Origin of the sequence: Gracilibacillus suaedae, assembly GCF_017599345.1 — a bacterium.
In the GTDB taxonomy this organism is placed as follows: Bacteria; Bacillota; Bacilli; order Bacillales; family Amphibacillaceae; genus Gracilibacillus; species Gracilibacillus suaedae.
This window is the reverse complement of sequence record NZ_JAGFVL010000020.1, coordinates 104430-128480: the sequence shown is the minus strand read 5'-3', so window position 1 is coordinate 128480 and position 24051 is coordinate 104430. Positions and strand designations below refer to the sequence as shown.

Annotated in this window: 19 protein-coding genes; 13 read left to right on the top strand and 6 right to left on the bottom strand. The window is 36.8% G+C overall.

Features of this window, described 5'->3' with window-relative positions; translation table 11 throughout:
• Positions 1-20: 20 nt before the first annotated feature.
• The 5 genes from J5J03_RS04870 to ppc all read right to left on the bottom strand — a co-directional run bounded on the left by J5J03_RS04870 (position 21) and on the right by ppc (position 6957).
• Complete coding sequence (locus J5J03_RS04870) at positions 21-776, bottom strand: ABC transporter permease (protein ID WP_208586713.1); 756 nt, start codon at positions 774-776, stop codon at positions 21-23.
• A 391-nt stretch (positions 777-1167) separates the two neighbouring features.
• Positions 1168-2118 (bottom strand): ribose-phosphate diphosphokinase, encoded by a 951-nt coding sequence (locus tag J5J03_RS04865; protein ID WP_208586711.1) that lies wholly within the window; start codon positions 2116-2118, stop codon positions 1168-1170.
• Between the two features lie 64 nt (positions 2119-2182).
• Entirely contained in the window at positions 2183-3313 is a 1131-nt protein-coding gene (locus J5J03_RS04860; RefSeq protein ID WP_208586707.1) for a glycerate kinase, read from the bottom strand.
• Positions 3314-3467: 154 nt separating this feature from the next.
• Positions 3468-3749, bottom strand: coding sequence for a spore morphogenesis/germination protein YwcE (locus J5J03_RS04855; RefSeq protein WP_208586705.1), 282 nt, complete (start codon positions 3747-3749; stop codon positions 3468-3470).
• 454 nt (positions 3750-4203) lie between these two features.
• A complete protein-coding gene (gene ppc, locus J5J03_RS04850) occupies positions 4204-6957 on the bottom strand; it encodes a phosphoenolpyruvate carboxylase (protein WP_208586703.1) in 2754 nt (917 codons plus the stop codon).
• Positions 6958-7325: 368 nt separating this feature from the next.
• On the opposite strand from ppc, the gene J5J03_RS04845 reads away from it, so the two are divergent.
• From J5J03_RS04845 to dhaM, 11 genes are all read left to right on the top strand, one after another.
• On the top strand, positions 7326-7868 hold the full coding sequence (locus J5J03_RS04845; RefSeq protein ID WP_208586700.1) for a glycerol-3-phosphate responsive antiterminator: 543 nt from the start codon (positions 7326-7328) through the stop codon (positions 7866-7868).
• A gap of 310 nt (positions 7869-8178) precedes the next feature.
• Positions 8179-9183, top strand: a complete 1005-nt coding sequence (locus tag J5J03_RS04840; protein WP_208586698.1) for a TRAP transporter substrate-binding protein — start codon at positions 8179-8181, stop codon at positions 9181-9183.
• Positions 9184-9336: 153 nt separating this feature from the next.
• The gene (locus tag J5J03_RS04835) at positions 9337-9825 is read left to right on the top strand and encodes a TRAP transporter small permease (RefSeq protein ID WP_231710604.1); all 489 of its coding nucleotides are present in this window, start codon (positions 9337-9339) and stop codon (positions 9823-9825) included.
• Between the two features lies 1 nt (position 9826).
• On the top strand, positions 9827-11131 hold the full coding sequence (locus J5J03_RS04830) for a TRAP transporter large permease (protein WP_208586696.1): 1305 nt from the start codon (positions 9827-9829) through the stop codon (positions 11129-11131).
• 22 nt (positions 11132-11153) lie between these two features.
• A complete protein-coding gene (locus J5J03_RS04825; RefSeq protein ID WP_208586694.1) occupies positions 11154-13538 on the top strand; it encodes a glycoside hydrolase family 31 protein in 2385 nt (794 codons plus the stop codon).
• 295 nt (positions 13539-13833) lie between these two features.
• The gene (locus J5J03_RS04820) at positions 13834-14676 is read left to right on the top strand and encodes an MIP/aquaporin family protein (RefSeq protein WP_208586687.1); all 843 of its coding nucleotides are present in this window, start codon (positions 13834-13836) and stop codon (positions 14674-14676) included.
• 79 nt (positions 14677-14755) lie between these two features.
• Complete coding sequence (gene glpK / locus J5J03_RS04815) at positions 14756-16246, top strand: glycerol kinase GlpK (RefSeq protein WP_208586685.1); 1491 nt, start codon at positions 14756-14758, stop codon at positions 16244-16246.
• 121 nt (positions 16247-16367) lie between these two features.
• Entirely contained in the window at positions 16368-18020 is a 1653-nt protein-coding gene (locus tag J5J03_RS04810) for a glycerol-3-phosphate dehydrogenase/oxidase (RefSeq protein WP_208586677.1), read from the top strand.
• Between the two features lie 117 nt (positions 18021-18137).
• Complete coding sequence (gene dhaK / locus J5J03_RS04805; protein ID WP_208586675.1) at positions 18138-19130, top strand: dihydroxyacetone kinase subunit DhaK; 993 nt, start codon at positions 18138-18140, stop codon at positions 19128-19130.
• Positions 19131-19142: 12 nt separating this feature from the next.
• Positions 19143-19763 carry a dihydroxyacetone kinase subunit DhaL gene (dhaL, locus tag J5J03_RS04800; RefSeq protein ID WP_208586673.1) on the top strand — a complete coding sequence of 207 codons (621 nt, stop codon included), beginning with the start codon at positions 19143-19145 and terminating at the stop codon, positions 19761-19763.
• A gap of 2 nt (positions 19764-19765) precedes the next feature.
• On the top strand, positions 19766-20152 hold the full coding sequence (gene dhaM / locus J5J03_RS04795; protein WP_208586670.1) for a dihydroxyacetone kinase phosphoryl donor subunit DhaM: 387 nt from the start codon (positions 19766-19768) through the stop codon (positions 20150-20152).
• Positions 20153-20215: 63 nt separating this feature from the next.
• Here dhaM and J5J03_RS04790 read toward each other — a convergent pair whose 3' ends face one another.
• Positions 20216-22585, bottom strand: a complete 2370-nt coding sequence (locus J5J03_RS04790) for a carbohydrate binding domain-containing protein (protein ID WP_208586668.1) — start codon at positions 22583-22585, stop codon at positions 20216-20218.
• 278 nt (positions 22586-22863) lie between these two features.
• Here J5J03_RS04790 and J5J03_RS04785 point away from each other — a divergent pair, with 278 nt between their 5' ends.
• Both J5J03_RS04785 and J5J03_RS04780 read left to right on the top strand, forming a co-directional pair.
• A complete protein-coding gene (locus tag J5J03_RS04785; protein ID WP_208586658.1) occupies positions 22864-23754 on the top strand; it encodes a helix-turn-helix domain-containing protein in 891 nt (296 codons plus the stop codon).
• Positions 23755-23790: 36 nt separating this feature from the next.
• Positions 23791-24039, top strand: a complete 249-nt coding sequence (locus J5J03_RS04780) for a hypothetical protein (RefSeq protein ID WP_208586656.1) — start codon at positions 23791-23793, stop codon at positions 24037-24039.
• Positions 24040-24051 lie beyond the last annotated feature (12 nt).

Sequence of the window (24051 nt, the reverse complement as noted above, 5' to 3'; positions counted from 1 at the left end):
CTTTATCCCTCTTTTCTACGTTATTTCCAGAGCAATAATTTTCGTTCTATTCCTCTTAGTAATAAGGAGAAAAAGTAACCAAAAAACGAAATAAGCAATAAGCCGACATACATTTGTGGCAGTAAAAAGGCTTTGTAATTCATCCAAATTAGATAGCCGATTCCCGAGTTAGCACCAATCATTTCTGCTGCTACTATTGTCAGCAATGCAATCGCCTGACCCATTTGGATCCCTTCAAGCATAACTGGTAATGAACCGGGAAGTGCAATTTTGAAAAAGAAGTCTTTTGCATTGGCTTGATAATTCTTGGCAACGTCCACGTAGATCTTATCGATATTCGCTACACCTGCTGCGGTATTGATAGCCACTGGAAAAAAGACACTAATCGCAATGGTAATCATTTTTGAGAATTCCCCGATCCCGAATAAAATAAGGATAATTGGAAGCATCGCTAAAGTTGGAATCGGCATAAAAATCATGATGATTGGTGAGAAAAAATGTCTGAAATACCGGTACATTCCCATTAACAGCCCAATACATATTGCAGGAATAACCCCTAGTAAGAACCCAAATACAATCCGGGTTAAACTAACAGTGACGTGTGTAAAAAGCTCCCCAGTCTCTCCCATCTGCATAAGAGTTTGTATGATTAAAGAGGGTGCTGGAAAGAAACGAGGGTCTAATATCTCGAATTGTGAACAAAACTCCCATAATAGAAGTAAGCAGATCGGGGAGGAGATGGTAATCAATTGTGGTATAGTTACTTTTTTTCGCATGACATCTCTTCCTCTCTTTATATGGCTATCATATGTATTCGCCCAGAAGGTGTGCAAAAAAAAGTCAGTATGATAAGCTGACAAGAAAAGAAGGAAAACGTGAAAACGGTAATGACTCATCTATGTTCTTCGCTGTTTTACGATGTGTTAGTATGTTGACTCAGCTATTACTATTGGCTAGAAGAATAGGAGAAAGTTAATTGTTGTAAATCAATCGATAATTAAAGTGGGGATGCAATGATGGACGTTGCGACTATGGAAGAATCATATGAAGAATTGGTTAAATCAAAAGTGTGGTGATGAATTAGGGTGGAAATAACAAGAAATGTCAGGCAATAAAATATAGCAACTGGTTTTCTACATACCAGCTGCTATATCATTAGTTTATGCTTTAGTTATACAGTGAGCTGACAGATTGATGTTCATATAAACGGATAATTGCTTCGGCAGCAACAGGGGCTACAGTTAATTGTGTAATTTTATCGATTTGTTTTTCTTCGGATAAAGGAATTGTATTCGTAACAATTAATTCTCTTATATCGGATTCAGCAATTTTATTGACGGCTATACCCGAAAGTACAGGGTGTGTTGTACACGCATATACCAGATTTGCGCCATGTTTTCTTAATGCCTCTGCACTGGTCGTAATACGTCGCCCAGTATCAATAATATCATCTATAATAATTGCTGTTTTGTTTTCAACATCACCTACGATATTGATAGTAGATGCACTGTCTCTTGGACCTCTGCGGTCTACAATAGCTATCGGTGCTTTTAACTGATCAGCTAAATGTCTGGCCCGTGATACACTGCTATGGTCAGGTGCTACTACAACAATATTCTCTAATTGTTTTGCATCCAAATAGCTTCCGATAATAGGGACAGCTGTAATGGGGTCTACAGGAATATTGAAAAAGCCCTGAGCTTGGGGTGCATGTAAATCAATGGATATAATTCGGTCTGCACCAGCTTTCTGAATTAAGTCTGCGATCAGCTTAGCTGTGATTGGTTCGCGTGCACGAGATTTTCGATCCTGACGCGCATAACCATAATAAGGAATCACAACATTAATGGATGCTGCAGAAGCCCTCTTCAAAGCATCTATCATAATTAATAATTCCATCATATGGTCTTCAACAGGATCACACGTTGATTGAATAACGAAAACATCACAACCTCGGATGCTTTCTTCAATATTAATTTGAATTTCTCCGTCACTAAATGTTTTGACAGATGACTTACCTAATTCAATACCAATATGATGAGCGATTTCTTCAGCGAGAGGCAAGTTGGAGTTTAAAGAAAAAACTTTCAATTTGGTATCATTGTATGTATCGTTCAAGCAAAAGACCTCCTAATTAATGTATGTCTCTTACATTATCGCAAAAAGCGACAAATGAAACAAGTTATCTCTCTTTCTTTATTGCTTGAATCAATGACATAATTTGCAGTATTTGTTCCTTTAACAAAGTCGAGGTGTTTTCCATACATTCCGCCAGGCTTAAGGGCTGATTAACAATGGAAAAACAGCCTGCGAAATGTTGTCTTAATTTTGCGGTATTACCTCCCAAACTGCCAGATAATAAAATGGTTGGTGTGTTATAGTTATTAGCAGTTTCTGCCACAAAACCGGGTGCTTTTCCATATAAGGTTTGTTCATCACTTTGACCCTCACCAGTAAAAATAAGGTCAGCTGCTTTGATACTTTGTTCTAGATGGATAGCATCAGCAATTAAAGAGGCTCCAGATTCTAATTGACCACCAAGTGCCAGGAATGCGAATCCTAGACCACCAGCAGCACCAGCACCGGGAACCTGCTGCCAACGATGATGTAATTGATCTTCTATCAGATGAGCAAACTTGTTTAGAGCATTATCATATAAGCGGATTTGTTCCGAGGATGCGCCTTTTTGTGGACCGTATATAGCACTTGCACCAAGCTTTCCACATAAAGGATTATCGACATCACATGCAATTCGAAAATCAACATCTTGAATACGAGGGTCTAAATCATCCAGTTGAACAGTGTCAATACGTAATAGGTCTTTGCCGAATTTATCGACAGCATTACCATTTTTATCAAATGCTTTTAATCCAAGTGCTTGTAATAAACCTAAACCACCATCATTCGTAGCACTACCACCGAGACCGACAATGATTTCCTGACAGCCTTTATCTAATGCATCGAGAATCGCTTGTCCCATACCGAAAGTTGTTGTTAAATCCGGGTTTCGCTTTTCAGTTGGAACTTGATACAATCCTGCATGCATGGCTGTTTCAATGACAGCAGTAGTCTTGTTAATAATAGCGTAGCTCGTCTGAATTGTAGTGCCTAATGGTCCGAGTGTAGAGATCTGGACTTGTTCTCCAGATGTAGCTGATAAAATTGCCTCGATCGTGCCTTCACCACCATCTGCCATTGGTTTTGTGATAACTTCATGATTTCCACTTGCTTGAATTGCTGTCTTTATCGCATTTGCGACTTCCGTAGCGGAAAGACTTCCTTTATAAGAATCAGGTGCAACAACAATTTTCATAACACTTCCTCCAATAAATAAGATACTTTTTAGTAAAGTATAAAGGAGATACCGCTTTCAATCAATCTTAAAATGGGAGAGAGGATACTTTGGTACCGCAGATTATATACTTTTCTTATAAAAAAAAGATGATGCAACAATCACATCATCTTGATTAATTATTTTGTTGTACCATTGGTTGACGTATTTTAATAGATTTTCGCATTTCAAGTAACACGATAGTAAAGGCAATATGACCGTATACCAGATTGGCAATGAATATCCCCCATAAATAGGCCTCTCCAGGTCCTATTCCAGCGGTTACATATTTTACAAAGGTAAACCATGCACCTATAACAAAAGGTATTTGGCCTATCGCAGTTTTCTTCCAGTTGTCGCCCCAAAGTAAAAAAGGAGTGAAGCTAAAAATCAGCAAGAAAGTTAATAGTATATCCATACTGAGTCACCTCAAGTTTTAAAGTTTGTAAGTGTTTTCAACATTAGTATAACATAAGGTTCATATTTTTGTAACAATTAGTTCATATTTTAGACACAAATTTCTGGATGGAACGGAGTAGAGTACGTGGTTTGTTTAAGGTAAAGTATATGAAATTTGATGGATTTACTAACCCTTTACCATGATTAATGGAACGTTAAACCCGTTTATAAGAATAAAGCCACAAGATTAGAAACATAACAACTTGAGAATCAAAGGGATAAAGGTATCACTAAGAGAAACGACTCGAAGTTGATTTTTGCCTATCAGGACGTTTGAGTGAAAATCACTTAGTTTTTGGACGGGGCTTTAAACGCCACTATCTTTATTCAAATCGTCCGAGCGTATCAATTTTCCTATACCATGAAAAAAAGCCTCTAAGCAATGTGTACTTAAAGGCTTTCTCAAGAATATTTTAACCTGTATTACGCAGTCCGGCAGCAACACCATTAATGGTAAGCAGAGCTTCCATTAACAGTTCATCATATTGCTCGCTTTCCTCTCCCTGATTGCGTAATTGTGAAACGAGTTGAACTTGTAATAAATTCAATGGATCAACCAATGGATTACGTAATCTTACAGAGTCTTTGATGTTGTGACGGTTATCAAGTAATTCCTCTTGTCCTGTGATAGTTAAGACGATTTCTTTAGTTTGCGTATATTCCTCTTTAATAGCGTTAAAGATACGAGAGCTAATTTCATTATCTTGCATCATATTAGCATACTCTTGGGCTGTTTGAATATCTGCTTTCGTTAGGGCCATTTGTAGGTTATTGATAGTTGCATTAAAGAATGGCCATTTTTCATACATTTTTTTCAGTAAGTCTAAGTTACCTGTTTCTTCAAGATATTTCTTAAAGCCAGTACCTGCAGCATACCAAGCTGGCAGTAATTGACGACTTTGGGTCCAAGCGAATACCCAAGGGATTGCACGTAAATCTTCAAAGCGGTCACTACCTTTACGTTTCATCGGACGGGAACCAATGTTCAAGTCACCTAATTCGTGTAAAGGAGTTGCCTGGTTGAAGTATTGGATAAATCCTGGATCTTCAAAAACTAATGATTGATATTTCTTCAATGCGTATTCAGAAATAAGACTCATCGCATCCACTTCTTCTTGTGAAGGTTTCATGTTTGTATTATCATCATTTAATCCCATGATACCTGTTAATAGGGTGGAAGTAGCTTGTTCTAAACTACGGTAAGCAATATCTTCTAGTAGATATCGAGAAGATAATACTTCCCCTTGCTCGGTAATTTTAACACCATCCCCAAGTGTTACGGCTGGTTGTGATAATAGACTGGAATATAATGGTCCACCGCCACGTCCAAGTGATCCACCACGTCCGTGGAAGTATTTTAATTTAACGCCGTAACTGGAAGCAATGTCATGAATTTCTTGTTGTGCTTGGTATAACTCCCAGTTTGCTGTGATGTTACCACCATCTTTACTACTGTCAGAGTAGCCAAGCATTACTTCCTGTAGGTCCCCACGTGCTTCAAGATGTTTACGATATAAAGGAATATCGAATAATTTTTTAATCATTTCGGGTCCGTTCTTCAAGTCATCAATCGTTTCCAAAAGAGGTGCTACATGGATGCGACTCACTACTTTTCCATCTGGATAGACACGATATAGACCAGCTTCTTTTGCTAATACTAAAACTTCTAGAAGGTCACTTACATTGTCAGTCATGCTGATTAAGTAAACCTCAATCGCACGTAAACCAAATGTGTCCTGTGCACGCTTGATCATACGGAACGTATCAATTACTTCTAATGTTTCAGGGCTGAATTCATCATAAATAGAAATCAGTGGACGAGGGTTCTCTAGAACAGAAATAAGTGTTGCTACTTTTTCTTCCTCATCTAATGATTTATATTTATCAGCGATACCTACTTTATGGAATATTTCACTAAGTGCTGATTCGTGCTCACCACTATGGTTTCGGATATCTAATGATGCAAGGTGGAATCCGAATAGATCAACTTGGCGAATTACTTTCCGTAAAAGCTTGACTGGATTGTGATTGGGATGATGAATTTTCATGCTTTCGCGGATAAGATTTAAATCCTCAAGTAACTCTTCTGCTTTTGCATAACCACGTTTATCATCTTGGTCTGTATAGTCAAGCTTTTTCAACATAAGAGAAAGTTTTACTCGATATACTTCATCATCTTTATGCCAGCCGTTAAATGATAATTCTTTGCGGTCTTTTTCAATAGAAGATCTCAACGCTTCACTTACTTCGATCTTAGAATCGGAATGACTCAAACGATCTTTTAAAGTATCAAGTGCCTCTTTATATTTTTTTAAGACTAGTTCACGGTGGCGTTTTAAAGTTTCGTATGTTGTTGTTGCTTTTACATTCGGGTTACCGTCACGATCGCCACCGATCCAAGAACCAAAACGTAAGAATGAAGGGATATTCCAACGCTGGTTATATTTTTCATATAATAAATCTTCAAGATCGTCATGTATTTTTGGTAAAACATCAAATAGTACACGATCAAAATAATATAATCCGTTAGAAACCTCTTTCATAACAGATGGTTTCTTTTGTCTGATTTCTTGTGTTTGCCATAAGAAAGTTATTTCATTTGCAATACGCTCTTTGATCATTTTCTTCTCATATCTTGTATAGGAATAATCCCACTGTGTTAATAAGCGTGCAATTCTTTTATGAATTTGTAAGATAGTTCTTCTCGTTGCCTCTGTTGGGTGCGCGGTCATAATTAATTCTAAAGACAGTTTCCCAAGTAAATCTGTAATCTGATCAGGACTAACATTGTTATCAATTAGTGTTTTTACTCCAGCTTCTAATGAACCAGGTTGGATAATATTTGCATCCTGTGCTTGATATTCCCGACGTCTTCTTGTGCGGTAGTTTTGCTCGGCAATGTTTAGTAAATGCAAGTGAATAGAGAAAGCACGAATAACAGTTTTTCTCAATCCAGGCTCCAGTTCATTAATTTTTTGTTTGATTTTATCTTGAGTGGTTGCATCCTGTGTCTCTCTAAATTCTGTGGAAAGAACACGAATCTCTTTAACTGTATTTAACAGTGTATCGCCACCTTCATGAAGCAATACATCGTCTAAAATCTTGGTTAGGTATTCGACATCTTTTAACAATGATACATTGATTTTTTCCTCTGATGTTGTTGTCATATTGTCCCACTTCCTTTCAAAGTTTTCTTACAATGAGATGTTATGAAATAAACGTGTGCATTTAATAGTGTCGTGCTTTGAATAACTTGCAATTGATAGTTGGCTGGAATTGGTTAGAGGACTTAAACTGGACGAGCGATTCCACACTGCCTTAAGAATCGTCAGAGAAATAAATGAAAATAGTATATAAAATAGACACATCTATTATGATAACATGATTTTGACAAAATGAATAATGATTTTTCTTTATTGTCGTAATTGTCTGAAAATCCACGTTTTTTATGTATAATAGTTGAGTCTATTTCTATAATAAGTTTATGCTAAATGAAAGAAATTCGCAAATCATTAAAGGAAAAGGGGGTAAAAATATGAAACTCGAAGGGGTTCTACCTGCAATTCGGAAAATGAAGGACTTTGATTATATTTTAAACAGTGATCATGAATTATTTATTATATTGGAAACTAGAATTGCTCAATTACCTCAAATTGTTCAATACGCTAAAAAGTTTAATAAAAAGGTTTTCGTCCATGCAGATCTAATAAATGGTTTAAAAGTTGATCAGTACGGTATGGAATTTTTAATAAGACAAGTAAAAGTCGATGGAATTATTTCTACTAGAGCAAATGTAATATCCATGGCTAAGAAAAGTGATATAGTAGCTATTCAACGTCTATTTGCGATTGATAGTTCGGCGATTGAAAAGAATATTGAGCTCATAGAAAAAACAAAACCTGATTATATCGAGGTATTACCGGGAATTATCCCGTCTGTAATAAGTGATATTATTGAACAAACTGGTATTCCTGTGATAGCTGGTGGCTTAATTAGAAAAGAAGAAGATATTAGAAATGCTCTGAAATGTGGTGCGGTAGCAATTACTACTTCAAATAAAGATCTTTTTCAACTATAAGTCAAGATTCGAAAACGGTAGTTTTAAACTATCAAATCTATCGTTTTTTTAAGATTGACCGTAAAATTATCGTTGACAGCGTTTTAGTAATAATATATGATTTATCCATAAGTTAATAATATTATTGTGGAGAAACGGAGATCCAAGCTATTTAAGGTATGGCGTTTTAGGCTTTTTGAAAACGCGTACCTGAGTTTAGTGATGGATCTTTTTTTGTTGCTTCTGGATCTTTTTTCCATAATTAATTTATTAATTTATTAAATGAAGTTTTGTTAAATAACAACAAGAAGACAATATAGGAGGGTAAATAATGAAAAAGCTAGGAATTATGTTTTTGATATTAGGAATACTAGCAGCATGTGGTAATAACGAGTCAGATGATAATGATTCCGCATCAGGTACAGAATCTAAAGAACTAAAGTTAGCGCATAACTTAAGTGAGGATCATCCAATTCATCAGGCACTAACTACTTTTGTTGACAGTGTAGAAGAAAAGACAGACGGTAATATTACGTTTGAAGTATTTCCAAATGGTGTTTTAGGTAGTGAATCAGAAGTGTTAGAACAAGTACAGAACGGTAGTGTTGACATGACGAAAGTAAGCGCTGGTGCGTTAGAATCTTTCTCAAATGAATACGCTGTATTTTCATTACCTTATATTTTCACAAGTGATACACATTATAGAAGTGTAATGGAGTCTGATATAGTACAAGAAATATATCAATCGACTGAAGATAAGGGCTTTGTAGGTGTTTCTTATTTTGATTCTGGCGCCCGAAGTTTCTATACTGTAGATACACCGATTGAAACCCCAGAAGACTTAGAAGGTTTGAATATTCGAGTGATGGACAGTCAAACTGCGATTGATATGGTTGATCTTTTAGGTGGTACACCGACACCATTAGGCTATAATGAAATTTATACTTCCTTACAACAAGGGGTAATTGATGGTGCAGAGAGTAATCCGACTGCACTGACTACTGGTCAGCATGGTGAAGTAGCTAAAAACTTCTCATATACAGAACATACGAATATACCGGATATATTAGTTGTTAGTACTGAATTATGGAGTAGCCTTTCAGATGAAGAAAAAGAAATTTTTAAAGAGGCTGCAAATGAAACAAGAGAAGAGCACACGGAATTATGGAATCAAGCGATTGAAGAAGCTGTAACCGAAGCTGAAGAGATGGGTGTAGAATTTAACGAAGTGAACAAAGAGCCATTTATCGAATTAGTACAACCATTACATGAAGAATATAAAGAAGATGACAGATTAGCTGAAATTATTAACGCAATTAACGAACTTGATGAATAGATGATGATATTGGGCAGTCTCATAAGGTTACAGTACAAACGAAATGAAGATAGACGCATTTCGTGAAATTTCTATAAATTATATTAAACCTTATGAGACCGCCATTATCATTAAGATATTTCTAAATCAGGATAAAGAAGGAGAAGTTACTTCATGATGGTAGATAAAATAAAAAAGATGTTGGACCGCGGCATTATATTTGTAGCTTCCTCATTACTGGTTATATTAGTACTAGGAGCCTTGTGGCAAGTTTTTACACGCTATGTTTTAAAGGATCCTAGTACTTTCACTAATGAATTATTAGGGTTTTTATTAGTGTGGACTTCTTTATTAGGAGCATGCTATGCGTTTGGAGCGAATAAGCATTTAGCATTAACTTTTATTACCAATAAATTAACCGGAATGAAAGGGCTAATTATTACTGTGATTAATGATATCTTCGTAGTTTTTTTCGCAGTGGTTATATTATTAAAAGGCGGTATGGAAGCAGTTGATATGACAATGTCTCAAACTACTCCTATTTTAGGTGTGCCAAAAGGGCTAGTTTATTCCATATTACCAATAAGTGGCGTGCTTATTATTTTGTATAAACTACTAGGAATTAACAGTTATAAAAAAATCATTCAGAAAGAAGGTGAATAAGGTGGATGCAAGTTTACTGGCAACAATCATTTTATTTGGTTCTTTTTTTGTATTATTAGTCATAGGTGTACCGATATCAATAGGAATTGGAATTTCATCGCTATTAGCTGCATTAACCTTAGTTCCTTTAGATATGATTTCATTTACAGCAGCCCAAAAACTGTTTCAAGGTATAGATAGCTTCACATTACTAGCCATCATCTTTTTTATGTTATCTGGTAGTATCATGAATAATGGTGGAATTGCTATCCGTTTGATTAATTTGGCTAAGCTTTTTGTTGGGCGAATGCCTGGGTCTTTAGCTCATACGAATGTAGTAGGTAACATGTTATTTGGATCTATTTCTGGTTCAGCTGTTGCATCGGCAGCAGCTATCGGAAGTGTTATGAATCCATTGCAAAAAAAGGAAAAATATGATCCTTCTTTCTCTGCAGCAGTAAATATAGCTTCAGCACCAACTGGCTTATTAATCCCACCTACCACAGCATTCATTGTTTATTCCTTAGTGAGTGGAGGTACATCCATATCGGCATTGTTTATGGCTGGATATTTACCTGGTATTTTAATGGGGTTAGCGATAATGGTTGTAGCATACTTTATTGCGAAAAAGGAAAAATATCCTGTATCTGAAAAGGTTACCTTTAAACAGGGAGTACGTGTTGTATTAGATGCTATTCCAAGTCTTTCTCTAATCGTAGTCGTAATTGGCGGTATTGTTGCTGGGATTTTCACTGCTACAGAAGGTGCTGCAGTTGCGGTATTATATTCTGCTATTCTGGCAGCTTTCTATCGTCAAATCAAAATTTCACAGATTCCAGGGATTTTAAAAGAATCGATTGTAATGACAGGTATTGTATTGTTCCTGGTTGGAGCTTCTTCTATTATGTCATGGGTAATGGCTTATGCAGGTATTCCGCAGCAAATTACCAATATCTTGTTATCCATATCTGAGAATCCAATTATCATCCTTCTGTTAATGAATATCATCCTGCTAGCAGTAGGAATTTTTATGGATATTACACCAGCGATTCTAATCTTTACTCCAATATTTCTTCCTATTGTTACCAATATAGGTGTAGATCCTGTTCATTTTGGAGTAATTTTAGTTTTTAACCTTTGTATTGGCATAACAACTCCACCGGTGGGAAGTGCGTTATTTGTTGGTAGTAGTGTTGCCGGTGTTTCGATAGAATCGGTAGTAAGACCATTGATTAAATTGTATATACCATTGGTTATTGCCTTATTATTAGTCACTTATTTTGAATGGATAAGTTTATTTATACCTAGGTTATTTGGTTTGATGTAAATTTTAGAAGCGAGGTTTAGTTATGATAAAAGATATTAATTTCAAATTGGGAACAGTAGAGAATAATACCGTTATTTTACGTGGAGAAGATACAATTGCATATGTATATATTTTAGAAGATGACGTTTTTAGAGTATATATTCCTGAAGAGCGGCATCCATTACTAAATAGAACGTGGACCATTACACCAGAAGCAGAGGATGTGGCTAAAGAGGGAAGAGATAAATCAGACTTATCACCATTTAGTTTACCTAAATTCCAGCTTCAGGAGACTGAAAATGAGATAGAGATTTTTACAAGTAAATTAAGAGTTGTAATTGATTTAACTGGCTTGAAGTTTCATTGGTTTGCAAAAGTGAAAGAAAACTGGATCAATATTGCTAACGATAGAAAGACACAAAATTACAACTTTAATCAAAACTTAGGTACTGGTGTTTATCATTATATGGAGAGAAATCCGAATGATTATTATTACGGACTCGGTGAAAAAGGCGGCCATTTAAATAAAGTTGGTAAACGGTATCGAATGAAGACGATAGATGCAATGGGGTATGATGCTGAGTATACTGATCCATTGTATAAGCATATCCCTTACTATATTACCTACAATGATCATACGGAAATTGCTTATGGTTTATATTATGATAATTACAGTGATGCTATTTTCGATTTAGGAAATGAACTTGATAATTATCATGGTTTATATCGGTATTATCACGCGAGTAAAGGAAATTTGGATTATTATTTTATGTTAGGCCCACGAATAAAAGATGTCGTAGAGACATTTTCAAGGTTAACGGGCAAAACAATCATGCCTCCAAAGTGGAGTTTGGGATATTCAGGCTCAACGATGACTTATACTGATGCACCGAACGCACAGGAACAGCTGAAAAAGTTTGTAGAATCCTGTAAAGAATATGATATACCTTGTGATTCATTCCAGCTCTCATCTGGTTATACAAGTATAGGAGATAAGCGTTACGTTTTTAATTGGGATTATTCCAAAATCCCTTCACCTGAAGATATGATCAAAAACTTTCAGGAAAATGGTATTAAGCTATGTGCCAATATTAAACCGGCATTATTAAAAGATCATCCCTTATATAACGACTTAGCTGATAACAATTATTTTATTATGTCTAAAGATTTGAATGAACCAGAAATTTCTCAGTTCTGGGATGATGTCGGCTCTTACTTGGATTTTACCAATTACGAAACATTTAACTGGTGGAAAGATAAAATAAAAGAACAATTACTATCCTATGGTATCGATTCTACTTGGAATGACAATAATGAGTATGAGATATGGGATGAACAAGCTAAAGCAAATGGCTTTGGAGAACAGATTCCTGTGAGCTATATAAAGCCAATACAAACAATGTTAATGATGAAAGCATCTTATGAAGCTCAGCGTGAATTCTATCCAGAAATACGTCCTTATCTAATTTCCCGCTCTGGAGCGGCAGGCATGCAGAAATATGTGCAAACATGGTCAGGGGATAATTTTACAGAATGGAAAACAATCCGCTTCAATATTAAAATGGGACTAAGTCTAAGCATGAGTGGTGTATATAACTTTGGGCATGATGTAGGAGGTTTTTCAGGTAAAGCTCCTGATCCTGAATTGTTTATTCGTTGGATACAAAATGGAATTTTCCATCCGCGCTTTACTATTCATTCTTGGAATGAAGATAAGACAGTAAATGTTCCCTGGATGTATCCAGAATATTTGGATCTCATAAGAGGCTTAATGAAAGAGCGTGTTAAATGGATTCCATTCTTCTATAACGCATTGCATAAGGCACACAAAGATTACAAACCCATTTTAACTCCTACGTTCTATCAGTTTGATCATGATAAAAAAGCATTTGAAGAAAATGATGATTTTATCGTAGGAGATCAATTGTTGATTTGTAATGTGGTAGAAGAGGGGGCACGTCATCGCGATGTTTATTTACCAGATAACGAATATGGTTGGTACGATATTAATTCAGATACATTCTATCATGGCGGAATCAGCTTAACGAATGAAGCGCCATTAGATACGATTCCTATGTTTGCTCAAGCAGGAGCCATCATTCCAATTCGAGACGGAGAGATAAGCTTCTCCAATACCGAAGAAGAGAGAGGTGTACTCCTTTTCCCATATGAAAAGAGTGGGGTATCGGAAGAATATATATATGAAGATGATGGTCAGACAAACAACTATAAAGACGGGGAATATACGTATATCAAAATTAAGATGGCATGTAATGGTGAATTTATAGATATTAACACAGAAGTAGTTGGAGAATATCAACTGCCATATGACAAAATAACCTTCTATTTACCGAAAGTGGAAGAAAGAAAAGTGAAAATAAATGGTCAAATTAGTCAGAATCACCATCAATTCGTACTGGATATTTAAATGTAGTTAAACCCCGTGATATGGACATGATTAATCGTAAATATTACGATTCTATTGAAAAGTTAACACAAATGAGCAAAATTTTGGAAAAGAAAATCATTGACAGCGCTTTACTTTAGGTGTATCGTTATAGTTAACAAGTTAAAAAATGTGTCGGAGATAAGGAGTCCACACAGCAATTTTGCGCACTTTCCTAGGAAGTGGTGCGTAAAAGGCTGTGTGGGCTTTTTTTCTGGCACTGCACGTGCATCTCTTGTTGAAGATGGAACTTATTAAAAATAAGGGGTGGATCATTTTGTCAGAGTTTTTAGCTGAGTTGATAGGAACGATGATTCTGATTATCTTTGGAGGCGGTGTTGTCGGTGGTGTGGTTTTGAAGAAATCAAAAGCAGAAGGTGCAGGTTGGGTCGTCATTTCAATAGGCTGGGGGCTAGCTGTTGCGATGGGAGTTTATGCCGTAGGAAATGTCTCTGGAGCACATATCAACCCTGCTGTAACTATAGGTTTTGCTTCAATTGGTGAATTCCCATGGGCAAAAGTTCCGATGTATGTTGGGGCGCAATTGATCGGTGCATTTATTGGAGCGGTCATTGTCTTCTTTCAATACTTACCGCACTGGAAGGAAACAGAAGATAAAGGGGCTAAGTTAGCAGTATTTTCTACAGACCCTGCCGTAAAAAGTAAACCTTCCAATTTAGTCAGTGAAATAATTGGTACCTTCGTATTAATTATGGGGCTGTTATTTATCGGTGCCAATCAATTTACGGAAGGGCTAAATCCTGCCATAGTAGGTTTGTTAATTGTAGCAATCGGGATGTCACTGGGGGGAACAACGGGTTATGCGATTAATCCGGCCAGAGACTTAGGCCCCCGAATTGCTCATGCTGTTTTGCCGATTATTGGAAAGGGAGATTCCGATTGGGGTTATGCTTTAATACCGGTAATAGGTCCGATTATCGGTGGGGTTTATGGAGCAGTTTTTTATAACGCTATCTTTGTTGGTGACATCACGCTTTTATTTTGGATCATGTCGATTGTGATGGTAGTTATATTAGGAGTAGCGTTAACTGCAGAGTTGAAAAAGCATAATGGGCCAATTAAGTCATCCAACAGCTCTTCTGAAAAGGAAGCAGTTTAAAAGATAAAATGAGACTTCCATCAGCTAGGGCTTAAGAACGGTTAACGCCGTGATAAATACATTTTGGGGAGGAAGTATAATGGAAAAGTATATTTTATCAATTGATCAGGGAACAACCAGTTCAAGAGCAATTATTTTTAACCAGAAAGGAGAAATTGTGGAAGTAGGGCAACAGGAGTTTCAACAATTTTTTCCGAAGTCTGGCTGGGTTGAGCATGATGCTAATGAAATTTGGACTTCTATTTTAGCATGTATTGCAGAAGCCTTAAGAAAAGCAGATATCGAAGCATCTCAAATTGCCGGGATCGGTATTACCAATCAACGTGAAACAGCAGTTGTTTGGGATAAAGAAACAGGTAAGCCTATTTATAAAGCAATTGTGTGGCAGTCTCGCCAGACAGAAGATATTTGCAGGGAATTACGTGAAGCAGGTTACCAGGATACCTTCCGTCAGAAAACAGGTCTATTGATTGACGCTTATTTCTCTGGAACAAAGGTAAAATGGATTCTAGATCATGTAGAGGGAGCACGTGAAAAAGCAGAACAGGGTAAGCTGCTTTTTGGAACCATCGATACATGGTTGATTTACAAGTTAACTGGCGGTAAAGCACATGTAACAGATTATTCCAATGCTTCTCGTACCTTAATGTACAACATTTATGATTTGAAATGGGATGAAGAATTATTAGATATATTAGGTGTGCCAAAAAGCATGCTTCCAGAAGTAAAATCATCGTCAGAAATATATGGTGAAACGGTCGATTATCATTTCTTTGGTCAAAATGTTCCAATCGCTGGTGCTGCAGGAGATCAGCAAGCAGCATTATTCGGTCAGGCATGCTTTGAAAAAGGAATGGTGAAAAATACGTATGGAACGGGTTGCTTTATGCTGATGCACACTGGTGAAGAACCTGTTCGATCCGATCATGGCTTATTAACTACATTAGCTTGTGGTGTCGATGGAAAGGTAGAATATGCGCTGGAAGGCAGTATATTTGTTGCCGGAAGTGCTGTGCAATGGTTACGTGATGGCTTACGGATGTTTAAAAACGCAGAAGAAACGGAAAAATATGCTGAAAGAGTGGAATCTGCCGATGGTGTTTATCTAGTACCGGCATTTGTAGGATTAGGTACCCCATATTGGGATAGTGATGCTCGTGGTGCCGTATTCGGTTTAACGAGAGGAACTACAAAAGAACACTTCATCCGTGCCACATTAGAGTCGATTGCATATCAGACTAAGGATGTACTTGGTGCAATGATTGAGGATTCAAATATCGATGTGAAATCGTTACGCGTTGATGGTGGTGCTGTTGCTAATAATTTCTTGATGCAGTTCCAGAGTGACTTATTGGATGTTCCAGTAGAAAGACCAGAAGTAATTGAAACAACTGCCTTGGGAGCAGCTTATTTAGCAGGTTTAGCAGTTGGTTACTGGGAGAGTAGAGACAATATTAGCGGTCAATGGAAAGTAGATAAACAATTCAATAGTGAGATGGACAGTCAAACGCGACACGATCTATATAAAGGCTGGAAAAAAGCTGTAGAAGCAACCAGACTTTTTAAATAAAAGAAATAAAGTGAGCCTTCCAGTAGCAGAAGTCTTATGGACGATAAGCATCGTTATAAAATTATTATTGTAACCAAAAACGAGCAACAATTGATTGTCAGAATTTAAAGGGGAGAAATCTATGACTTTTTCAAGCAAAAATCGCACTAATATGTATGATCAAATGAAACATAATTCATTGGATATGATCATAATAGGTGGCGGTATTACAGGTGCAGGAATTGCTCTTGATGCTGTCTTACGAGGGTTGAAAGTGGCCGTTGTCGATATGCAGGATTTTGCAGCTGGTACTTCAAGCAGATCTACCAAGCTTGTCCACGGTGGGTTACGTTATTTAAAACAATTTGAAGTGAAAATGGTTGCTGAAGTTGGGAAGGAAAGAGAAATAGTCTATGAAAATGGCCCTCATGTGACAACACCGGAATGGATGATGCTTCCATTCTATCAAGACGGGACGTTTGGTCCTTTTTCAACTAATATCGGATTGCGAGTGTACGATTTCCTTGCCGGGGTCAAAAAATCGGAACGTCGAAAAATGCTCAACCGGGAAGAAGCTATTCAACGTGAACCGTTATTGAAAGCTGAAGGACTTAAAGGTGCAGGATATTATGTCGAATATCGTACCGATGATGCAAGACTAACGATGGAAGTAATGAAGAAAGCAGTGGAGAAAGGAGCTCTTGCCTTAAACTATGCAAAAGTATCGAATCTCCTTTATGAAAACGACCGTGTCATTGGTGTAGAAGTAGCAGATCAATTAACAGATGAAGTACACGAAATAAAAGCAAAATATATTATCAATGCGGCTGGTCCATGGGTAGATACCATTCGTGAGAAAGATCACTCGAAACGAGGAAAAACATTGCAATTGACGAAAGGGATCCACCTTGTCTTTGATCAATCACGGTTCCCTTTAAAGCAAGCGATCTATTTCGATACACCTGATGGTCGAATGGTTTTTGCAATTCCACGGGACGGTAAAACATATGTAGGAACTACAGATACTGTCTACCAAGGAAATATCGCACACCCGACAATGACCGTGGCAGACAGAGATTATGTATTAAACGCAATTGCGTTTATGTTTCCTGATCAGAAGATTACAGCTGATGATGTTGAATCTAGTTGGGCAGGATTACGCCCATTAATTCATGAAGAGGGAAAAGATCCTTCCGAAATTTCACGTAAGGATGAGATTTTTGAATCAGATTCTGGTCTTATTTCGATTGCCGGAGGTAAATTAACTGGTTATCGAAAAATGGCGGAACATGTAGTAAATGTCATTCGAGATAAAATGGTTCAAGCTGAGAAAAAAGTCTTTTATCCAAGTGATACAAAGCATTTACCCATATCAGGTGGTGATGTTGGTGGATCAACAGGTTTTAAAGCATATATGAAAAAACAAATCGCCAAAGGGGTAGAATTAGGATTATCTACAGAAGAGGCTAGAATGCTTGTACAGCGTTATGGCTCTAATATTCCGATTGTTTATGATTACTATCAACAAGCTTTAACCAATGATAATTCTCTTGCACCTGTAACATATGCTATGCTTCAATATAGCATCGAGCATGAAGCGACTTGTAAACCAGTTGACTTTTTTATTCGCAGAACAGGTGCACTTTTCTTCGATATTAACTGGGTTAGAAAAGAGAAAGAAGCGGTCATTAGTGAGATGCAGCAGATCTTTAATTGGTCCGATCAAACAAAACAAGCTTATACAGAGGAACTGGAACTATTATCATACGAAGCTGTACATCCAACTAAAAAATAAGGGAAATAGTGGACTTAGTCTAACATGCTGAGTCCATTATATCTTTATTGTCTAAAAACTGGAAAAACCAATTGATTTCCGCTATGATAAAAATAAATAAAAAGAGGTGATAGGTAAATGAAAAAAGTGATAAATGATGCCAATCATGTCGTGGATGAAATGTTAGATGGATTAGTGGAAGCTTATCCGACCTTTTTGAAAAGGCTTCCAGGGACAACTGTCATTTCGAGAAGTGATGCGCCGGTACAGGGGAAAGTTGGTATTGTAAGTGGTGGCGGAAGTGGTCATGAGCCAGCACATGCTGGATTTGTAGGAAAAGGTATGTTAGATGTAGCCGTAGCAGGGGAGGTCTTCACGTCTCCAACTCCTGACCAAATTATCGAAGCGATTAAAGCGGTAGACAGTGGCAATGGCGTTCTCTTAATTATCAAGAATTATACGGGCGATGTCATGAATTTTGAAATGGCACAAGAGATGGCGGAAATGGAAGGAATAAAAGTAGACAGTGTCATTGTTAATGACGATGTCGCTGTGGAAGATAGTACTTTTACAGTGGGAAGAAGGGGAATAGCTGGCACTGTGTTTGTTCATAAAATAGCTGGTGCTAAGGCAGATACGGGAGCATCATTAGAAGAAGTAAAAGCTGTCGCTGAAAAAACGATTGCAAATGTTCGATCTATGGGGGTGGCATTATCATCATGTACTGTACCTGCTGCTGGAAAACCAAGCTTTACATTAGCGGATAATGAGATGGAAATTGGTATTGGTATCCATGGTGAGCCAGGGATAGAACGAGTACCATTGGAGAAAGCGGATAATATTGCCACCATTCTGGTTGACAAGGTTCTAGCAGATATCAATTATGTAAAAGCAGAAGTTGCCTTAATGGTGAACGGTTTAGGGGCAACACCTGAAATGGAGTTACATATTGTGAATAGAAAGGTATCGGATCTTTTAAAGGAAAAAGAGATTACACTGTACAAAACTTGGGTAGGGGAATATATGACATCACTTGATATGGCAGGATTTTCGATAACCTTATTAAAATTAGATAGCGAATTAAAAAATCTATTAGTTCAAGATGTCAAAACAATTGCATTTCACGTGTAAAAGGAGAATTGGATGATTATATTAACGGTTGATAAAGCAAAGGATTGGATGAAAGAAATTCAAAAAAGAATGTTTGATCATAAAGATCAATTAACAGAACTAGATCAAGCGATCGGAGATGGGGATCACGGGATTAATATGGCGCGTGGATTCCATGAAGTTGTTGCAAAAGTTAATCATACGACATATGATTCCGTAGCGGATGTCCTCAAAAGTGCTGCAATGACTTTAATGGCGAAAGTTGGTGGGGCATCAGGTCCGCTATATGGAACTGCTTTTCTCAAAATGTCTTTGGCAATGCAAGGGAAAGAAGTAGATCAGGACGTCTTTAAACAAGCGATAAATGATGCAGTTGAAGGGCTACAAGCTCGCGGTAAAGCAGATTTCGGCGAGAAAACCATGTATGATGTATGGAAGCAAGTGGCGAATTTTTTACAAGAAGAAGATGTAAAAGATTGGTACGGTATACTAGAAGTTTGTCAGGCAACGATTGAGGACACACGAGAAATGGCTGCAACGAAAGGCCGAGCTTCCTATCTCAAAGAACGTTCCAAAGGACATGTAGATCCTGGTTCGATGTCCTCTTTTTATATTTTTGAAGCTCTAGCCGAAGTACTCGATTTGGAGGAATAGAGATGTCACAAAAGGTAGGAATTATTATTGTTTCCCACAGTTATTCAATTGGTCAAGGAATCAAGGCGTTGATTGATCAAGTTATTGATGATGTGCCACTTTCGCTGGCATGTGGAACAGAGGATAATGAAATTGGTACCAGTATTGAAAAAATCCAAGAAGCCATTGAACAAGCTGTAAGTGATAGTGGCGCTATTATCTTTTACGATCTGGGTAGTGCAAAAATGAATGCAGAAATGGCGCTAGAATTGCTGGAGTCTTCGAGTATTCGTATCGCTGAGGATATTCCAGTTGTAGAAGGTTCTTATATTGCAGCGGTGGAATCTAACTTAGGTAAGTCTGTAGAGGAAATTATGTCTAGCTTAGAAAAAATGAAGATAAATATGTAATATAAGAATCCCCTGTCATCACTGGATAAGACAGGGGATTAGGTTTCATATTAGATTGAAAGATTAGTTTATTGGATCAATTATAACATTATCGATATAAAATGAATCTTCAGGATTGGAAGTTTCAACATATAATTTCAAGGAAGAAATTTCCTGACTGATCATATAGTTTCCTGTTAATGGGAGCCATTCACCGTTATTGGTTTCTATCTCCTCAAGTGGTAAATAAGTTGTGCCTCCGAAATCTGTTATTTCAAGCATGAATTTGACCGTACTAGGAGTTTCAGGTGCATCAACGAAACGGAAATAGGCTGAGAATTCGTATTCTTCTCCTTTTACAACCATATCTGTAATATCAATAGAAGGTCCGTGCCAAGAGGAAGTCCGATTAGTTGTTTTTAAACTAAATTCACCAGATTGCTTCTCTACTTGTGTAGCTTCTAATATTTCTGATCCCCCTCTACCTTTCCAGCCATTCGTTGTGCCATCTTCATAATCAAACAAAAACTTTTCCAGTTCGATAGGTTCTTCAATTCCATCATTGAAAGTAAATTTATCTATAGCAAAAAGCTTTTTTCTGCTATCTCCTTTAAATACAAGGTACATGTCATGGAAACCATACGCACCATCAGATGGATTTGTATCAATCATGGTCGAAACTGTTTCCCATTTATTAGAGTTATCAGTTGAAACGGACATTTCCCCTACGACCGGTCCGTCTACTGGATCATCAAGTCGAATTTCAATCAATCCTCCGTTTATTGGCCTCACAGAAGCATCCATTGATAAAATATGTTCCATTCCAGGTTGGCCATTAGCTGTACCATCTGCAAAATTTATATTTTCATACTTGATATAGTCGCCGTTTCTAACATGCTTAATGTATGTTTTTTCCTTACTTTTAGGAATACCTTTCGATTGACCGTCATTTTCTTCTGCCTCATAACTTGAAAAGACATCCTTCATATCTTCAAATGCTGGAAGCTCATAATCTTTTGGAATAAAAGTGGTTACACTATTACTACGTAAATTCACCGTAATAGATTTACCGTTATTCGTAACCTTCACATTGTCTAATTTTTTCAAGTTTTCGTTACCTGATGTCCGATATGGGACAAGTTCTTTTATTTTTTCAGGGAACTGATCTAGTTTTAATGTGATGGTTTGATTTGTATCATTATTATTGACAGCAACGATACTAAAATTATTTGTTTCCGGATCCTTATATGCAGAGATCTGTACACCTTCAACAGGAGATTTGTCTGATCCGATCATCATATACCCAGGACGAATAAAGCGGCTGTAGTTACCAATTGCATAATACCGCTTAAAAACTCTAAACATTCCATTTACTTTCTCGTTTTCATCTGTGGTCAAACGTATTAAATCAGAACCATCTGCACCGTTAACAGCAGCAGGCCACCACCAGAAATATGCACTAATCCCAGTTACATCAAACATATCTCCGATCAAATTAGCGTGGCGCAGTCCATCTTTTATCGTATTGAATTCATAAGACTGTAAGCCTTCCCCTTGGTTCATATATTCTGTTTGCCAAATCGTTTTACCTTTTTCTGTTGATACTGGAAATTCTGGGACCTCAGTGCCAATACCATATGCGTGTGAAGCTACTACATCAATATAATCGACCGTAACAGGATCATTTAGTGCTGGAAGTGCATACTCCTCAGTAAAATGCATATGTTCAGGCATTACAATTTTAGCCGGAACATTCCTTTCTTCGAAGGTAGGCCCAAGATAATCTCGAATAAATATATTCATTTCCTCTGGTGTCCAAACTGCTCCCGAATAACTTGGACCATAATGGGGTTCGTTGGCAATCGAAATATAGGTTATATCAAGATCAAAATGTTCCTTATAGCCTAGCACATATTCAGCTAGATAATTGGCGAAGTCTTGATAATTTTCTCGCTTTAATTTTCCTTCTCCCGTACCAATTACACTATCGTTTGTCTTCATCCAAGCAGGAGGACTCCAAACAGAACTAAAAAATGTAGTAACTCCTCGTTTTTCGGCCTCTCTCATAAACCAAATTTGATCCTTGTCAAAATCATCTTTCTTTAATTCCCAATCCGGCTCATCCCACACATATTTGCCAGGCTCAGGTTGGATTGTAGAGGCGGCTTCACCATCTCCAACTAAGTTACGTACCATGGATAATCCAATGCCTTTCTCTTGAGAAAAAATCATATCTAAAATTTTCGTTCTTTGGGGTTCTGGAAGTTCCATAATATATGATGGTTTCTGAAAAGCTCCTGATCCGCCAAATCCGTCTATATGCTGTCGATTTTCATCCCATTCAATAACACTAGTTGGTGAAGTAGCTTTTACTTGCGGTAACCAAAGATTAGTTGAAACAAAGCTAATTGTTAACACTAAAATGGAAATAAAATAAAGCCTTTTTCTACTCATAATAGACACATCCTTAATATAATTTTTAAAAGATAGCACTTTCAATAAATGATATTAAATACCTCCTTTCACGGTTAAGTCACATAGAGATATTCTAGATTGTCTAGTATGGTACTATACGTTTACATTAATATCATCAAAACAATTAAAAATCAAGCATTTATGAAAAGAAAACACTCACAGCAAAATTTGAAATGAAATTTGCCACTGCTAGCTATTTTATCTCGGTTTATAATACAATAAAATAAAACTAACATAGCTTAGGAGTGAGAATAATAGTGGATAAATTGTTCTCCGTAAAGTACCAATTAAGCGGAAATCCTGATCATCAAAAACTACATTCCCATGAAGATTTTGAAATTTTTATGTTCCACAAAGGCGTTTGTCGTTACCTTATTAACAATCAAATCTATGATTTACAACCTGGAGATATTTTGTTAATGGATGGACTTGCTCTCCATAAACCAAATATACCAGAAGAGGGTGAATACATTAGAAGTCATATTCATTTTATCCCAGAAGTAATAGAACCAGTCTTACATTCCATGAAGGCAATAGAATTACTAAATGTATTTCATCATTCCCATTACCTAATTCGTACAAATAATACGCAAAGTATTCAACAGATAGAAGAGATTTTTAAAAAGATGGATCGTGTTGATCGATGTAAGAGTATGAAGTACTCCGAGAAGGAATGGGAACTGAAATTCTTGCTAGGTCAAATGCTAGTGTGGATTAATTTCCTTTTTAGGGATGATTGTTCAAATGTCAGTAAAGAATTTAGCAGTAAAACAGAGCATGCTGAAAAAATCGCATCCTATATTCAGCATCATTTTCAAGATAAAATTACCATTTCAGAAATTGCGTACAACCTTTGCTTAAATAAATCATATGTATCGCACGTATTTAAAGAGATGACAGGATATACGATCATGGAATATGTGATGGCGTGCCGGCTGAAACAAGTTAAATATTTGCTAGAAGCAGAAGAAAAGAAACCAGTGCAAGAAATCGCGTATGAGAGTGGTTTTGAAAATATTTCACACTTTAGTCGATACTTCAAGGAGAAGGTTGGCATATCCCCAAGAGATTACCGAAAAAAGCGTCTTGAAATTTATCATAATGCGAATGATTATAAGTCTCTTCATTTATCTTACTTAAAGAGATAGCGCTTACTAAGTATTATAAAGAGGGAGTTTTGACGAATGGCATTATTAAGATTAGGTATTGTTGGTTGGAATCAGGAAGTTAATGATTATATCTCTTTTATCAATGATGGGTTAATTCAAAACTTAAATGTAGTTGCAATCTTTGATAAAGATCCTTCCATAAAAAGAATAGTCCATTACCATTATCCAGATATTCCTTTCTACCATAGCTACAAAGAAATGATGTATAACGAGAATGTAGAAGCCGTTTTAAGTTTTCACCCTTCACTTCTTCATTCCAAATAAGAGAAGCCATGG

What these genes read in the sequence shown, in the direction of transcription:
- J5J03_RS04835 (WP_231710604.1), top strand. Translation starts at nt 9,337, where the DNA reads ATGATGGTAGATAAAATAAAAAAGATGTTGGACCGCGGCATTATATTT.
- J5J03_RS04860 (WP_208586707.1), bottom strand. Translation starts at nt 3,313, where the DNA reads ATGAAAATTGTTGTTGCACCTGATTCTTATAAAGGAAGTCTTTCCGCT.
- dhaK (WP_208586675.1), top strand. Translation starts at nt 18,138, where the DNA reads ATGAAAAAAGTGATAAATGATGCCAATCATGTCGTGGATGAAATGTTA.
- J5J03_RS04825 (WP_208586694.1), top strand. Translation starts at nt 11,154, where the DNA reads ATGATAAAAGATATTAATTTCAAATTGGGAACAGTAGAGAATAATACC.
- glpK (WP_208586685.1), top strand. Translation starts at nt 14,756, where the DNA reads ATGGAAAAGTATATTTTATCAATTGATCAGGGAACAACCAGTTCAAGA.
- J5J03_RS04845 (WP_208586700.1), top strand. Translation starts at nt 7,326, where the DNA reads ATGAAACTCGAAGGGGTTCTACCTGCAATTCGGAAAATGAAGGACTTT.
- dhaM (WP_208586670.1), top strand. Translation starts at nt 19,766, where the DNA reads ATGTCACAAAAGGTAGGAATTATTATTGTTTCCCACAGTTATTCAATT.
- J5J03_RS04870 (WP_208586713.1), bottom strand. Translation starts at nt 776, where the DNA reads ATGCGAAAAAAAGTAACTATACCACAATTGATTACCATCTCCTCCCCG.
- J5J03_RS04780 (WP_208586656.1), top strand. Translation starts at nt 23,791, where the DNA reads ATGGCATTATTAAGATTAGGTATTGTTGGTTGGAATCAGGAAGTTAAT.
- J5J03_RS04790 (WP_208586668.1), bottom strand. Translation starts at nt 22,585, where the DNA reads ATGAGTAGAAAAAGGCTTTATTTTATTTCCATTTTAGTGTTAACAATT.
- ppc (WP_208586703.1), bottom strand. Translation starts at nt 6,957, where the DNA reads ATGACAACAACATCAGAGGAAAAAATCAATGTATCATTGTTAAAAGAT.
- dhaL (WP_208586673.1), top strand. Translation starts at nt 19,143, where the DNA reads ATGATTATATTAACGGTTGATAAAGCAAAGGATTGGATGAAAGAAATT.
- J5J03_RS04840 (WP_208586698.1), top strand. Translation starts at nt 8,179, where the DNA reads ATGAAAAAGCTAGGAATTATGTTTTTGATATTAGGAATACTAGCAGCA.
- J5J03_RS04810 (WP_208586677.1), top strand. Translation starts at nt 16,368, where the DNA reads ATGACTTTTTCAAGCAAAAATCGCACTAATATGTATGATCAAATGAAA.
- J5J03_RS04855 (WP_208586705.1), bottom strand. Translation starts at nt 3,749, where the DNA reads ATGGATATACTATTAACTTTCTTGCTGATTTTTAGCTTCACTCCTTTT.